The organism is Gelidibacter pelagius (assembly GCF_017581925.1).
Lineage (GTDB): Bacteria > Bacteroidota > Bacteroidia > Flavobacteriales > Flavobacteriaceae > Gelidibacter > Gelidibacter pelagius.
In genome coordinates this window covers 52,486-68,855 of sequence record NZ_JAGEVG010000006.1, presented here as the reverse complement: position 1 = coordinate 68,855, position 16,370 = coordinate 52,486, and the positions used below count along the sequence as shown (strand labels likewise).

Here is a 16,370-nt window from a genome sequence, read left to right as displayed (position 1 = left end):
ATTCCACAATGAGAAATTCTCGAACAATTAAATAAGATTCACAAAAACTCTTACACGATTTATTAATATCGAACAAAAATAACCTTTATTTAATGGACAAATAATGTTGTCGTTAACTACATGGATTTTAAAAATAATGCGGTGAAAACCATAACAAATAACTTAATACAATATTTATCTTGATTTCAATTATTTTTTCCATATTTGTGGATTACAAGAACATTTCGCCAATATTGACTCTACAACCTTTAGATAAAATCCAATCGAACTTTTAGAGATTATGTAATATTCCCTAAAATTAATATCTCCTTGAGTATATTTTTGACTGCAATGAAAAACACTCTTGACAACTTAAAATGTTAATTACCCAATTAAAAAATATATTAGGAAAAGCAAACAATACTATGCGGAACCCTGTTATGAAAAGTATGGCTATTGTTGCAGTTCTTACTTTCATAATTAAGATAGTTGCGTTTTACAAGGAAACCATTGTTGCAGGTAGCTTTGGATTAAACGAAGTCATAGATACTTTTATAATAGCTTCTTTGCTACCTACATTTATAAATAGTGTTTTTATTAGCTCACTAACAAACTTGTTTATACCAAACTATATTACTGAATTAAAAAACGGTGATAATAAATCAAGTTTTCAAAGTGTCGTTTTCACAATGACGATTGGTGTTTCACTTCTTTCGATTTTAATAACGTTTTTTTCATTCGATTTTTTCTTGGATATAGTTTATCCCAATCAACCAGAAGCTAATTATCAATTAGTGAAAAGCCAATTTTACATTATTTTACCATGTTTGTTTTTTTGGGGAATTGAATCTGTACTTACGGGATTATTGGAAGTTGACAATAGGTTTTTCATATCCACTATTGTAGGTCTCTTACCTTTATTCACAACAATCTTATTTCTTTTACACTTATTGGAAATACTCGGGCCAATGGTTTTGGCCTATGGTACTTTGACGGGTACGATTATCAGTTTTACATTTTTATTGTTTTATTCAATAAAGCTCAAAGCTATTTCGTTAGGAAAACTGATTTTGAATAGTAATTCTAGGTTAATGATACAGCAATTACCGCCCAAAATAACTTCAGGTTTTCTTTCTGCAATGAATAACTTTATTGATCAATTTTTTGCTGGCCAACTTATTGTTGGTTCTTTAGCTGCTCTAAGTTACGCAAACAGAATACCAGCATTTGGTGTTTCCATTGTAATTATGTCTTTAGGAAACGTCTTATTGCCTCATTTTTCAAGAATGGTTAATGAAGATCTTAAAATAGCCTATCAATATTTATTTAAGATTTTAAAATGGATATTTGGAACCGTACTAATTGCTTCAATAATCGGAATTTTATTATCTGATTGGGTTATTCAATTATGGTTAGAGAGAAATCAATTTACCCATAATGACACTATAAAAGTTTCGACCATCCAACAAATTTTACTATTAAATGTCCCGTTCTATCTCTGTACCTTAATTATTGTTAAATTTTTGACAAGCATTAATAAAAACAGCTTCATGGCTTGGATTTCGTTAGTTAATTTAATTGTTAATATAATATTAAATACTATATTAATTAAGCACTATGGCGTTTTCGGGTTGGCCATGAGCACTTCTTTAGTGTTTATTATAAGTAGTTGTTTTTATTTTGGATATACATATAAATTATACAAAAAACTTAATTTATGAAAATAGATTTTCTTGTAAATTCACTCGCCTCGGGAGGTGCTGAACGTGTGTTAGTTTTGTTAGCTAATTATTTTAAAGAAAAAGAACATGATATTTCAGTAATAACTTTTAACGGACCAGATATATGGAAACCAACTCAAAATATAAAACGTATTAAATTGCATCATGGAAAGATAAAAAACCACATGACAAGAAGCTTTGTCAACTTAATGCAATATTATAACTCTCAAAACAACAGACCTGAAGTATTAATTACATCTATGATTCAGACCAATTTGATTGGAATAATTGTTAGTAAATTATATGGCATTAAGATTATAGCTTCTGAACACAATAACCATCTTGAAAAAACAAATTTCATTGGTCAAATAACTAGGAAATATGCTTATAAATTTAGTAATGCACTAACGGTTCTTACCAACTTTGACAAGGAATATTATGAAAATCGAAATGTTAAGGTTTATGTTGTGCCAAATCCGTGCGCATTTGAAATTTACAGAGAAAAAACAAGAAATCGGAACAAAACTATCTTAGCTGTCGGGGATCTCGATAGGTACCATCATAAAGGTTTTGATAATTTACTAAAAATGATTGGGCCCGTTTTATTAAAAAATCCTGGTTGGAATCTGAGACTAATAGGTGGTGGAGAAGAAGGATCAAAGTTTTTAATAGATTTAGCTAAAAAAGAAAAACTAAATGATAAAGTGACTTTTGAAGATTTTTCAACACAAATTTCAAATGTTATGAGAGATTCTGAAATTTACATTATGACTTCTCGATTTGAGGGTTTACCAATGGTACTAATTGAAGCTATGTCTCAAGGTATGGCTTGCATAGCTTATGATTGTATTTCCGGACCATCTGAAATCATTACTCATAACGTAAATGGTATTCTGGTAGAAAATCAAAATTCTGAATTAATGTGTAAAGAATTAGATGAATTAATTAAACAACCAGAAAAAAGAATAGAATTTGCAAAAAAGGGTATTGATTCTTTAGATAGATTCAAAATCGAAAAAATTTATATGAGATATTTAGAGATGTTTGAAGCACTATAATCGATGAAAAATAAACTAGTTGTACATCTCTGTTTTCTATTTCCCTTTGTGGTTACTGTACTCAATGCACAAGTTATAGTTACTTATTTAGTTTCATCAACACTTGCTCAAGGTATAGCATACGGAAATCTATGTCTAATTGTATTAGGAACAGGCCTAATCATTAAAAACAGAGGAGAACTTTCCAAAACTTCTGCCTTATGGATTGTTTTTTATGTGCTTTATTTCTTGTTTGCCTTTTTGGCAAGTGCTATCAATTATTTTAATTCCAATATACTATTAGCTGTCATTCCATTTTTTTATGTTTTAGGATTTTATTATTATTTAAGCTTATCAAATAATAGAATTTTATTTGAAAAAGTGGCTCTTATATCCTTCGTATTATCTTGCGTGATTTCAATTTACTGGAAAAGTATAGATTTCGATATAGATCAGGTAGGCGGCAAATATATCTATATAATAGACAGAGCTTCAGGTGTTTATGGAGATGCTAACCAAATGGCCTTAGTCTCAATTATTTCATTTATTTTTGTTTTTCAAACCTTTAAATCTAAAAGCAAATTTCTGAAAATTTTAAGGTTAATTCTATTAACTGTCACGGCTTATAGTTTGTTCATTACTTTTTCAAATACCGGGTTTATGGTTTTTGTCATTTCATTAATAATGCTAAATTACAAGTTTTTTAAAGGCATTAGAATTATTTTAGGTATAAGCTTGCTACCTCTTGTTTATATTTTACTATTAAATCTAAATAGTTTAACCGCAAACGTTAATTTAGTAGGGCAACAAAGAGATAAAATAAACAATATTGTTAATATTTTATCATTTAATTTTGACAGGGTTGATGATTCTGGAAGAAGTGAATTAGTAAATGAATTATTGCATTATGTTTATAAAAATCCAGTATTAGGAAATGGAATCAATTTTGCAAATTCTCATCAAGGACATAATACCATTATAGGTGTATGGGCAGATGCTGGTGTTTTTGTACTTATCTTCTTCTTATTTATGCTTGGAAGATATTTCTCCAAGGCTATTGCAAGCCCACCACATATTAGATTTTTTGTGCTTCCTGTTTTAATCGCATTGTGCATATTCATGCTGAGTTTACAGAGTATAATAAATCAACCTTATTTAGTGGCATTGTTTATTTATTTGGGTTATCTCGTAGATTTTAATGATGATGAACATTTGAATAGTATTTCTGATAATTCATCACGCTCCATGTTTAAAGATTTTCTGACTTGATTAAAAACTTGCCATGATATTAAAAATAAAATAATTCATAATTTATCATCTCTCGATTTTTCAACTGTCTTGATTTAATTCTTCTGTTTATAATGCAGATAAAAGTAGGAAAGTTGTAATTCAAAGAATAATTTTGATGATTTCAATAAGATACAGCATATTTACTTTAAATTATTATGGCCCAAAATGGAACTGACCCAAATTTAACTATTTATGCTTTTTAATTCGCTAGAGTTTTTTATATTTCTCCCCATTGTATTTACACTCTATTGGTTTGTTTTTGGCAAAAACTTAAAGTTTCAAAATTTTCTCATTGTTTTTGCTAGCTATGTTTTTTATGGCTGGTGGGATTGGAGGTTTTTATCACTCATTATATTTAGCTCATTTTTAGATTATGGTATTGGAGTGCTTCTAAATAGCGAAAAGAGGCCTAAAAGACGCAAATTACTATTATGGACAAGTATTAGTGTTAATATTGGTTTTTTGGGATTCTTTAAGTATTACAACTTTTTTGTTGAAAGTTTTATAGCTTCATTTACGTTTTTTGGGTCAACAATAAGTGCTGGTACCCTTAATATCATACTTCCCGTTGGTATTAGTTTTTATACGTTCCAAACCTTAAGTTATACCATTGATGTTTATAACAAACGCCTAGAGCCAACCAAGGATATAATTTCATTTTTTGCATTTGTAAGCTTCTTTCCACAGCTAGTTGCTGGCCCTATAGAACGTGCTACAAATCTATTACCTCAATTCTATAAGAAAAGGGAGTTTCACTACGCAAATGCCGTTGATGGAATGCGACAGATGATTTGGGGTTTATTCAAAAAAGTAGTTATTGCAGACAATTGTGCAAAATATGCAAATACTATATTTAATAACTCAAATGACTATTCTGGCAGCACACTGTTTTTGGGAGCGCTTTTATTTGCATTTCAAATTTATGGTGATTTTTCAGGCTATTCGGATATCGCCATCGGTATTTCTAGATTTTTTGGTTTTGACCTTAAGCAAAATTTCGCATTCCCATACTTCTCAAGGGACATTGCAGAATTTTGGAGAAGGTGGCACATCTCATTATCTACCTGGTTCAGAGATTATATCTACATTCCTTTGGGAGGAAGCAGAGGAAGTTTGAATAAAAAAATAAGAAATGTTTTTATCATATTTCTCGTTAGTGGGTTTTGGCATGGCGCTAATTGGACCTTTATTGTTTGGGGAGGACTGAACGCCTTATATTTTTTACCATTATTGCTCGCTAAAAAAAATAGGGTGAATACCGATGTAGTGGCCCAAAATAAACTGTTGCCCAATTTTAGGGAAATTGTTCAAATGGCCTTTACTTTTTTCATCACAACTGTGGCTTGGGTATTTTTTAGGGCCGATTCTGTTTCCCATGCGTTCAGATACTTATTGGACATGTTCAATAGTTCTCTGTTTTCAAAACCTGTAATTCTTCCATATACCGTATTGTTTTTAGTTTCCGTTTTTTTGGGTATTGAGTGGTTGGGAAGACATGATCAACACGCCTTGGAACGAATAGATTTTATGAAAAAACCAATGCGCTGGTCTTTCTATATGTTGCTCATTATGCTTATGTTTCTCTTTACTGGAGAAGAGCAAGCATTTATTTATTTTCAGTTTTAATATTATAAATGAAAAAATTTTTAAAACAAGTTTCCTTAGGTGTGTTAGTGTTTATATTGGTAAATGTAATTATTGCGATTATATATGAATATCCCACCCATAAATCTGTTCGAAATAAAACGAATAGAAATTACCTTAAATGGGAAGCTATTCATCAAAACAAAAATACTTATGACTTGATCATTGTTGGTACCAGCAGAGCTTATGCTTCATTTAATCCAATTATTATTGACTCATTTCTAAATACAAACTCATATAATATGGCCACATCAGCCCAAGATATTGCTGAGACCTATTACAGTTTAGAAGAAATTTTTGAATATCAAAAACCAAAATATATCATCTTGGATCTGTTTTTTGAGGCCTCAGATGATATCTATGATTACTACCAAACTTATTCTAATTCTTCTTTCTTTAATTCCAATCAAAGAAGATATAATCTCATTGCCAAAGGCTACGGCACAGCTGGAATTCTAAACTTCAGCATTCCAGTAGTGAAATTTAAGAATTATATAAAACAAGACATCATCGGGGTGTTTTCAAATAATAAATCACTTAGAAAAGAAGATCAATGGATCAAGGGTTATCTGCATGATACCCTAACAGCCAGTAAAGCACAAGTGTCTAATTTTGGACCCATCTCCAATTTTGAAAATACAACATTCGACAAAAATCGTTTTGATAAGTATTTTAAAAAAATTGAGCATCTTGTCAAATCCAATAATGCAAAGTTAGTTTGTGTAAGAACAGCCTATCCTCCTTCGAGATTAAAATTAAGCAAAACAGATGATGAAGGTGCTTATTTTAAAACGTATATGGCAAAAGAAAACAATCCTTATTTTGATCTAAATAATTTTATTGATGATCATACTATTTATACAGACCAGGATTTTGCGGATTATCACCACCCAAATTACAAGGGCGCTCAAAAAGCAAGCATGCAACTTGTGGAGGCAATAAAACGAATACAAGAAAAAAACCACTAACAGAACCTCTATTAACCAACTAAATCATGCAATTACATGCTGTTTAATTCCATTGAATTTTTTCTGTTTCTTCCAATCGTATTTGGATTATACTGGCTTATAGGAGGAAAACGCATCAAGTCTCAAAATCTATTGATCACGGTATCTAGTTATGTGTTTTATGGCTGGTGGGATTGGCGATTCCTTTCATTAATCTTATTTAGTTCGTTGGTGGATTATACAATAGGACTTGCGCTGGGGAAAACAGAAAAACCATCAAAAAGAAAGCTACTGTTATGGATCAGTATTTGTGTTAACCTTGGGTTTCTCGGATTTTTTAAATATTACAACTTTTTTGTTGAAAGCTTAATAGATTCGTTTACCTTTTTTGGCGCCGAACTCAGTATCAATACGCTTAACATTATATTGCCTGTCGGCATTAGTTTTTATACATTCCAAACCTTAAGTTATACTATTGATGTTTATAATGAAAAATTAGAACCGACTAAAGATATAGTGGGCTTCATGGCTTTTGTCAGCTTTTTCCCTCAATTAGTCGCTGGACCCATCGAACGGGCTACAAATTTATTGCCTCAGTTTTCAAAGGAACGGACATTTAATTACAGTAATGCGGTTGATGGGTTACGCCAAGCACTTTGGGGATTGTTCAAAAAAATTGTTATTGCAGATAACTGTGCTAAGTATGCCAATATTATTTTCAATAACCATACCGAATATAACGGGAGTACGCTTCTACTTGGTGCCATTTTCTTTGCATTTCAGATTTATGGTGATTTTTCTGGGTATTCGGACATTGCTATCGGTATTTCTAGATTATTTGGATTTGACTTAAAAAGAAACTTTGCATTCCCTTATTTCTCTAGGGATATCGCAGAATTCTGGAGACGTTGGCACATATCACTTTCTACATGGTTTAGAGATTATTTGTACATTCCATTAGGCGGAAGCAGAGGTGGACTTAAAATGAAAATCAGAAACACCTTCATCATTTTTGTAGTAAGTGGTTTTTGGCATGGTGCCAACTGGACCTTTATAATTTGGGGCGCATTAAATGCTTTGTACTTTTTACCATTATTATTGACAAACAAAAATAGAGTAAATACAGATTTGGTTGCACAAGGGAAATATTTCCCCAGTTTTAAGGAACTTGCTCAAATGTCATTTACGTTTTTACTAACTATTATTGCATGGATATTTTTTAGGGCAGATTCTGTATCGCACGCCATATCGTATTTGAAAAACACTTTTTCCTTTTCTTTATTTTCAGAAATTGAAATATTTCCAATCCCGATTTTAATATTAGTACTGTTTTTCGTAGGAACAGAATGGCTTGGAAGAAGTGGCGAATATGCGATTGAAAATGTTGATTTTATGAGTAAACCTGTGCGTTGGGGCTATTATATTCTGCTGATTGTATTGATGTTCAGCTTTACAGGCGAAAAGCAACAATTTATATATTTTCAGTTTTAACTATGAAAAAATTCCTTAAAAATATATTTCCGTTATTACTAATAACTATTGTTGTCGGTGAAGTTGTTGTTAGGTTGACGCATGCTGTGGCCGATTTACCCCAAAGAACGATTGATGGACATGGTGTTCAAAAATACCTTCCAAATCAAGAAGGGTATTGGAAAGGTGGCGAACACAATTGGACAATAAATAAATTTGGTTGGCCAGGAAAACTTCCTCAAAGTTATGATAATCTTATAATGGTTATTGGAGATTCTTTTATTGAAAACTTCATGAATCCAAATGAGTGTCATCAATCTGTTTTCTTAAAAGAGAATATGAAGGATTATAATTTCATGGAAGCTGGCCGTTCAGGAGTTTCGCTAATTGAAGCATTAGAAATAAGCAAACAATTTGATTCACTCAAACCAATTCAATTTTTAATATACGTCAATGATGAAGATTTTTACGAAAGTATTTCCCAAATAAAACCAATGGACGATATTACGCAATTAAATATTGATACCAACACCATAGAATATGGCAAAATGAAAACTCCTGGCCTAAAAAAAATATTATATGCCTGGAAGCTAATGTATTACTTGTATAATAGGTTTCCGTTAACAAACTTATCTAATATAGACGAGAAACCAGAAGTCAGTTCTAAAGATACTAATAATAAAGAACTGGAATTTCAACCTGAACTAACTCAACTTATGGCTTATATAAAGTGTAATTACACCATCAATAATAAGACATTGGTGTTCCATCCTGATTCAAGTAAATCCATTATTGCAATTTGTCAGGCCGCCGGATTTAACATTATCTTTTTGGATTCCAATAATGATGAAACTTGGGTCTTTGACTACGATAGCCATTGGACCTGTTATGGACATAAAAGGGCAGCGGAACAAATATCAGAACAATTGCCCTCTATTTTAAATAATTCAGAGCAATTAAATTAATTATTTTTACATTACTAATATGTGCGGAATTTACGGAAGTACCATAGTATACAATGAGTCTCAAGTTAAGGAAAAATTAAGACGCACGTCATTTAGAGGCCCTGATCAAACCGGTTGTAAAGTTTATAAATCTGACAATTATTCAATTGTATTTGGACACAACAGATTATCAATTATTGATTTAGACGTTAGGTCTAATCAACCGCTCTCCTATTTGGACCATATTGAGATTGTGTTTAATGGTGAGATATTCAACTTCAAAGACCTCAAGGATAAACTCCATAAAAAAGGCTATACTTTTAAGACCACAAGTGATACTGAGGTAATCTGCGCCGCTTACTTAGAATATGGCGAGAATTGTGTCAATCATTTTAACGGAATGTTTGCCTTTGTCATTTATGATAAAAAAAAGCATCAATTCTTTGGGGCTCGTGACCGTCTTGGTCAAAAGCCATTCTACTACTACCACAATAGAAGGGATTTTGAATTTGCAAGTCAAATATCTTCCATTCAACTTCACAACACTAATTTAACTATTTCAGAACATGCCATCAATTCTTATATAACATGGGAAACAATTCCTGATCCGTTGTCAATTTTTAACGAAATCCATAAATTATTGCCTGGCTACGCATTCGTATTTGATTTAGAATCAGGAAAACTCGAAACAAAACAGTACTGGGATATTGATTATAAAGGCGAAAATATATTTAATGGTGACTATAAGGAAGCACAGTCAGAGCTTAAACGGCTGCTATCTGATGCAGTGAAAATCAGGATGTTTGCCGATGTACCAGTAGGTGTATTCCTTTCTGGCGGTGTAGATTCATCTATTGTGGCCGCTATGGCAACACATGCCTATGACACTAAAGTAAAAACCTTTTCAGTAAAATTTAATGATAAAGGTTTTGATGAAAGTATTTATGCAAAAAAAGTTGCCGATCATCTACAGACAGACCATAATATCATTGAGTGTAATTATAATGAAGGCATTGCCCTAATTGATAATTTCCATCACTATTTTGATGAGCCTTTTGCAGATTCTTCAGCCATCCCTTCAATGTTATTGGCAAAGCACACAAAAAAACAAGTCACAGTCGCGATTTCGGGAGATGGTGGTGATGAAAGTTTCTCTGGTTATCATCGTTACAATTGGATAAATCAAGGATCCAAATTCATGAAGATCCCTTATCCAATAAGACTTATTATGTCAAAGCTAACAGGACTTGCACCTCACTATAAATTAAAAATCATTTCAGAGTTTATGGTCTATAATTCTATAGAATCTATTTATATCGACTCTAAGACGGACAAGAGCTTTTCTCAAAATACTGGCTTAAAAGATCCTAAAGAAGTTGATGAGTTAAAATATCTACTTCATAATAATAAAAATTTAATTGAACGGGTATCAGACTTTGATATAAAAACGTATTTAAATTGGGATATAAACACCAAAGTAGATAGGGCAACTATGGCTTATTCTTTGGAGGCAAGATCACCTTTTATGGATTATCGAATAGTAGAGTTTGCTCGATCCCTGCCCTCCGAATATAAATTTAAAGGAAAGAACCAAAAACGCATCCTTAAAGACGTATTGTATCAATATGTACCAAAGGAATATTTTGATAGACCTAAAGCTGGTTTTACCATGCCTTTTGAAAACTGGTTTAGAAAAGAGTTGAAAGAATATGTACTAACCGAATTAGACACTAAAAGTTTGATGGAAATTCCTGGTATAAACTATCAAGATGTTTCCAATAAAATCAAGAAACACATGGATGGAAATGCAAATCATTATCCATTAATATGGAAATTATTGGTACTTAAACAATGGTTAAATAATAACAAGGGCTATGAAATCAGATAAGATAAACATTACGTTTACGCTCCCTAATCTATTGCCAGGTGGTGCTGAGCGGGTAATGTCCTACATAGCCCAGAACATAGATTCAACTAAGTTTAATTCAACCTTACTTATTGTTGGATATTCCAAAGATGCTTCCTATAATATTAAAAATATTAATGTTATTTTTCTCGAGAAACCCAGAGTATCAAAAGGCGTTTTCGCCCTATTTAAATATATTCTAAATACAAAGCCAGATATTGTGGTAAGTGCAATCAGTCATTTAAATACTGTCACCTCCTATTTGTCCTTATTTTTTCCAAAAACAATATTTATTGCGAGAGAAGTTAATGTTTTAAGTGTCCTCGCTAATTATGAAAATCAACGTAATCCGTCGACTTTTAGTTTCTTAGGTGATAAGCGGTTCAATTTTTTTGATAAAATAATTTGTCAATCTAACGATATGTTAGAAGACTTTAATAAGAATTTCAATATTAAAAAAAACAAGTTAGTTTTAATTAATAATCCCATAACGGATAACTTTAAAGTTAAAGAAAGAAACAAAATAAACACTCCCATAAATTTTATAACCGTTGCTCGATTTGATCAAGAAAAAGGTCATCATAGAATTTTGGAAGCACTATCAAAAGTTGATTTTGACTTTCATTACACGTTAATTGGCAAAGGAATACTTTATGATGAGATTTTCGCGCAAATTAAAGACTTTAACTTAAAAAGTAAAATTACTCACATCCCCTTCACAACGAAAGTCGAGAAATATTTAGCAGAAAGTGATTTATACTTGCAAGGTTCTTATACGGAAGGCTTTCCTAACTCTATAATTGAAAGTTGTATGGTCGGTACGCCAGTTCTAGCTTTTGATGCACCTGGTGGAATAAACGAAATAATATTTCCAGATATAAATGGTAACATTGTATCTAATGTAAATGAGTTTGTACAAAAACTTGAAACATTTAATGCCAATTACAATTTTAATCCGAAGGATGTCAGTGCATCGGTTAGCACAAGGTATAGTAGTAAAACTATTCTCGCTAAATACGAGGATTTATTTATGAATGTTTATCATAAAAAAAACAATTAGAGTGAAATTAGGAATTCTTATTTACTCGTTAGCCGGAGGTGGAGCAGAAAGGGTTGTTTCCTACATCGTATCCTATTGTATTGAAAAAGGTATTGAAGTCCATCTTGTTCTAATGAATTCTTCCATTGACTATGACTTACCCGAAGGTTTACAAATAAGTTATATTGAAAAATCAGAAGGTGACGAAAATGGTATTATGAAAGCCATTAAAATTCCGATTTTGGCCTATAAGTATGCCAAATTAACTAAAAAATTAAAACTGACGCATAGCCTGAGCTTCATGGCAAGACCTTCTTTTATCAACATTTTTGCAAGCAAACTTACAACGTATAAGTTTAAGGTAATAACAAATGAAAGGGCTTATCCTAGTCTTCAATACAGCTACAAAGGGATCCAGTCTACCTTCAACAAGAGTCTGATCAGGATTCTATATAAAGAATCAGATCTTGTGATATCAAATTCTTATGGCAATGCAAACGATTTAGTTGATAATTTCAAAGTACCTTCCAACAAAATGAAAGTTATCCATAATCCTATTGATTTAGATAAAATAAAATCCATTGAAGCCAATACGTCCTTGTTCGATACCGAAAAATTCAACCTTATCACTCTCGGTCGATTAGATCGCGGGAAAAATCATGAAATGTTAATTAGAGCGGTTCATAGATTACAGAATCCTAAAGTGCATTTGTATATTTTTGGGGTTGGGGAATTACAGGAATATTTAGAGCTGCTTATTGGAGAATTAGGTATAAATGATCAAGTGAAACTCATGGGGTTTAACCCTAATCCCTATCAATATCTAAAAGCAGCAGACTTGTTTTTATTTGGATCCAATCATGAAGGATTTCCAAATGTATTACTAGAAGCTATGGCCTGTGGCCTGCCCATTTTAAGTACAAACTGTCAATCTGGGCCAAGTGAAATCTTAAAATTAGAAACTGAGAGAGAAGACCTAATGATAACAGATTATGGTATTCTGGTACCTATTAAAAACATGGAACTTATGGCCAAAGGCATAAACTATTATGTATCTCATCAAGAGTATGCAGAAAACTGTAGGATAAATGGAGAAAATCGCATAAGAGACTTTGAAAAAGATCATATTTTAAAAGCATATATTGATTTAATAAAAAGTACAACCTAATCAATAGATAAAACCGAATTTAAGTATGTGTGGAATTAACGGCATAATCGCCAAAACCAATCAGAAAAAGGAAAAGATATCAGATGTCATCAATACCATGAATAATCTCATTATTCACCGAGGTCCTGATGATGACGGTCTATTCTCAGAGGAGAACGCCAATTTTTCCGTCGGCATGGGAATGCGAAGATTATCTATTATTGATTTAACATCTGGAAAACAACCTATCTTTTCAGACGATAAACAAATTGTTATCGTATTCAATGGCGAAATCTATAATTTCAAACAGATTAAGGCTAAATTAGAAGCAGAAGGTGTTTCTTTTAATACTTCTAGTGATACTGAAGTTATTTTGAAGGCCTACGAAAAATATGGTGTTGAATCCTTTCAATGGTTGGATGGCATGTTTGCATTTAGCATCTATGACAAAAAGATCAATAAATTATTTATTGCCCGAGATTTTTTTGGTGAAAAACCTTTGTATTATACCCATACAAATAAAGAATTCATTTGGGCTTCAGAATTAAAATCTATTATTAAGACCATAGATTTTACTCCAAATATTTCAAAAAAAGGGCTGAATCTTTATTTTAGATTGACTTATATCCCTGCTCCACACACTATTTATGATCAGATTTTTAAGCTTGAAGCCAATCATTATTTGGAATATGATTTGTCATCGCACAAGACAACAATTCATAAAATCAACGTTGAACCAAAACCTAAAGCTTCTAATATTTCCTTTGATGACGCCAAAATGAAAACGAAGGATCTGGTTTACAAAAGCGTTGAGAGCAGATCTATTGCCGATGTTGGTTTGGGAACATTTTTATCCGGAGGCGTTGATTCCTCAATTATCTCACTTTGTCTAGCGCAAACTACCGACAAAAAGATCGATACTTTTTCAATCGGATTCAAAAAAGCTGCGTATGATGAGTCGGATAAATCTAGGGTTGTTGCTAAAATGGTGAATAGTAATCATCATGAGTTTATAATAGATGAGAATGATCTTAAACATAATATTCATGACATATTATTGAATTTCGACGAGCCTTTTTCTGATTCAGCGGCCCTACCCACTCACCTACTTTCCAAAAAAACGAGTCAACACGTCAAGGTTGCATTGACGGGTGATGGAGGTGATGAAGTATTTGGAGGTTATAATAAGTACTATATTGGTAAAATGAATGATAAGTACACGAGTTTTGTACCTAAACGTCTGCATAAAACCATCTCAGGATTAGGTAAGAAATACCTTATCGATAAAGATGATCATCGTGGAAGGAAATATCAAATTAACAAATTGCTGAATGCAATAGACTATGATGGAGAATTTTATTGGGATATTATTTCCCTGGCAAATACAAGTAATCAGTTAGCTGAAATAATTGTACCAGAGCATTTTGAAAAGAATATCTTTACTGAATACAAAAACGTTTTAAAAAATCAAAAAATTAAAACAGTAACAGATTTTAGACTTGTCGATAAAATATTGAGTCTTGAGGGAGGAATGCTTGCCAAAGTGGATAGAACTAGCATGATGTCTTCATTAGAGTGCAGAGCGCCTTTTTTGAATAGAGAAATCTGGGAATTTTCCAATACTCTTCCCGAAAGTTATCTCATGAAAGGATGGAATAAAAAATACATTTTAAAAGATGCCTTCAAAGATCAGTTTCCGGATAAGTTTTTAGATAAGAGTAAAAGCGGATTTGGTAGCCCAACAGGGGATTGGTTGAGACAGAGCCTTAGAAAGGAACTTGAAAGTTATATTGAACCAGAACTGTTAAAATCTCAGGGGATTTTTAATGTGGAAGTGATTACGAAATTGGTCAAAGACCATTTAGACAGTAAAAAAGACAGCTCATTTAGAGTCTGGTCATTTTACTGTTTCCAAAAATGGTATAAATTCACTTATCTTAATCAAAACTAAGATAGGATGAAAAAAAGAATACTATTAGTAGCTTCCTATGACGGATCTCTCTTCGAATTTAGAGGTGATTTTATAAAACACCTCATTGCAAACAACTACGAGGTGTTTGCTGCTGCTCCTTTTTTCACAGAAAAGTATCTTCAAAAAATTAAGCATATTGGGGCTACTCCTATTGAATTCAACTTACAACGCACAGGTCTCAATCCGTTAAAAGATTTTCAAACGATATATGAATTAAAATCAATAATTGAAGATAATAATATAGACTTAGTGTTCCCTTATACCGTCAAGCCAGTAATTTATGCCTCAATTGCGGCCAATATGTGCAAAGTGCCTGTGATTTCGTTAATTACAGGATTAGGCTATACTTTTTCAGGATTGACAACGAAAACAAAAATATTACAACGTTTTAATGAAGCGCTGTATAAGTTATCTATTAGGAAAAATAGTGTCATAGTTTTTCAAAATAGAGATGATCACCAAGTTTTTTTGGATAGAAAAATTATTCCAAAATCACAAAAGGTAGCATTTGTAAGTGGTTCTGGTGTGAACCTGAAACAGTTCACATTTAAAGAGAAAAACGCTTCTGATAAGGTAACATTTCTTTTGATCGCGAGGTTGATTAAAGAAAAAGGAATTGCACTTTATATTGAGGCTGCTAAAATACTGAAAGCAAGATATCCTAGTTCGGAATTTCATCTAATTGGGGCAACTGAAACATCGCCTTCCGCAATCAGTGAAGATGAACTTAATCATTTACATAATGAAGGCGTTATTATTTTCCATGGCCTTCAATATAATATTGAAGAACATCTGCATAAAAGAGATGTTTTTGTGTTGCCGAGTTATTATCGAGAAGGCTTACCTAGAACCACTTTAGAGGCTTGTGCTTGCGGAAACCCAATTATTACCACAGATTCCGTAGGCTGTAGAGAATCTGTAAAGGAAGGGTTTAACGGATTTTTAATAGAACCTCAAGATTTAGATGCATTGGTACAATCCATGGAGTATTTTATTCAAAATCCTAATAAAATCAGAGAAATGGGAATTAACAGCAGGACATATGCGGAAGAACGATTTGATGTGAATATAATCAATAATGATTTGGTCAAATTAATTAAAACAGAACTACAAAGATAGTTACTTTTCATTTTTTGAAGCTATTGAGCCTCTAATTTAAATTTAAATTAAATAGTTTATGGGTAGTCGGTAGGTCTAAAAAATGTTTTAATGAAACTATAAGCTACTGTATGGACAACCTCTTAGATATAAACAACAAATTGAAATTATATTTC

At 32.0% G+C, this 16,370-nt stretch carries 12 protein-coding genes; all 12 read left to right on the top strand.

Features of this window, described 5'->3' with window-relative positions:
* Nucleotides 1-356: 356 nt before the first annotated feature.
* The 12 genes from murJ (at nt 357) to J4051_RS06495 (ending at nt 16,215) form a co-directional block, all read left to right on the top strand.
* Complete coding sequence (murJ, locus tag J4051_RS06550) at nt 357-1,700, top strand: murein biosynthesis integral membrane protein MurJ (RefSeq protein ID WP_208233065.1); 1,344 nt, start codon at nt 357-359, stop codon at nt 1,698-1,700.
* The gene (locus J4051_RS06545; RefSeq protein ID WP_208233064.1) at nt 1,697-2,758 is read left to right on the top strand and encodes a glycosyltransferase family 4 protein; all 1,062 of its coding nucleotides are present in this window, start codon (nt 1,697-1,699) and stop codon (nt 2,756-2,758) included. The genes murJ and J4051_RS06545 overlap by 4 nt, the downstream gene beginning before the upstream one ends.
* Nucleotides 2,759-2,761: 3 nt before the next feature.
* On the top strand, nt 2,762-4,006 hold the full coding sequence (locus J4051_RS06540) for an O-antigen ligase family protein (protein WP_208233063.1): 1,245 nt from the start codon (nt 2,762-2,764) through the stop codon (nt 4,004-4,006).
* Nucleotides 4,007-4,219: 213 nt separating this feature from the next.
* Complete coding sequence (locus J4051_RS06535) at nt 4,220-5,653, top strand: MBOAT family O-acyltransferase (RefSeq protein WP_208233062.1); 1,434 nt, start codon at nt 4,220-4,222, stop codon at nt 5,651-5,653.
* 8 nt (nt 5,654-5,661) lie between these two features.
* On the top strand, nt 5,662-6,639 hold the full coding sequence (locus tag J4051_RS06530) for an SGNH/GDSL hydrolase family protein (protein ID WP_208233061.1): 978 nt from the start codon (nt 5,662-5,664) through the stop codon (nt 6,637-6,639).
* 36 nt (nt 6,640-6,675) lie between these two features.
* Entirely contained in the window at nt 6,676-8,109 is a 1,434-nt protein-coding gene (locus tag J4051_RS06525) for an MBOAT family O-acyltransferase (RefSeq protein WP_208233060.1), read from the top strand.
* A 2-nt stretch (nt 8,110-8,111) separates the two neighbouring features.
* Entirely contained in the window at nt 8,112-9,053 is a 942-nt protein-coding gene (locus J4051_RS06520; protein ID WP_208233059.1) for a hypothetical protein, read from the top strand.
* A 19-nt stretch (nt 9,054-9,072) separates the two neighbouring features.
* The gene (gene asnB / locus J4051_RS06515; RefSeq protein WP_208233058.1) at nt 9,073-10,920 is read left to right on the top strand and encodes an asparagine synthase (glutamine-hydrolyzing); all 1,848 of its coding nucleotides are present in this window, start codon (nt 9,073-9,075) and stop codon (nt 10,918-10,920) included.
* Nucleotides 10,907-11,998, top strand: a complete 1,092-nt coding sequence (locus J4051_RS06510; protein ID WP_208233057.1) for a glycosyltransferase — start codon at nt 10,907-10,909, stop codon at nt 11,996-11,998. The genes asnB (J4051_RS06515) and J4051_RS06510 overlap by 14 nt, the downstream gene beginning before the upstream one ends.
* A gap of 1 nt (nt 11,999) precedes the next feature.
* On the top strand, nt 12,000-13,145 hold the full coding sequence (locus J4051_RS06505) for a glycosyltransferase (protein ID WP_317192699.1): 1,146 nt from the start codon (nt 12,000-12,002) through the stop codon (nt 13,143-13,145).
* 25 nt (nt 13,146-13,170) lie between these two features.
* Nucleotides 13,171-15,075 (top strand): asparagine synthase (glutamine-hydrolyzing), encoded by a 1,905-nt coding sequence (asnB, locus tag J4051_RS06500; RefSeq protein WP_208233055.1) that lies wholly within the window; start codon nt 13,171-13,173, stop codon nt 15,073-15,075.
* Between the two features lie 6 nt (nt 15,076-15,081).
* A complete protein-coding gene (locus tag J4051_RS06495; RefSeq protein ID WP_208233054.1) occupies nt 15,082-16,215 on the top strand; it encodes a glycosyltransferase family 4 protein in 1,134 nt (377 codons plus the stop codon).
* Nucleotides 16,216-16,370 lie beyond the last annotated feature (155 nt).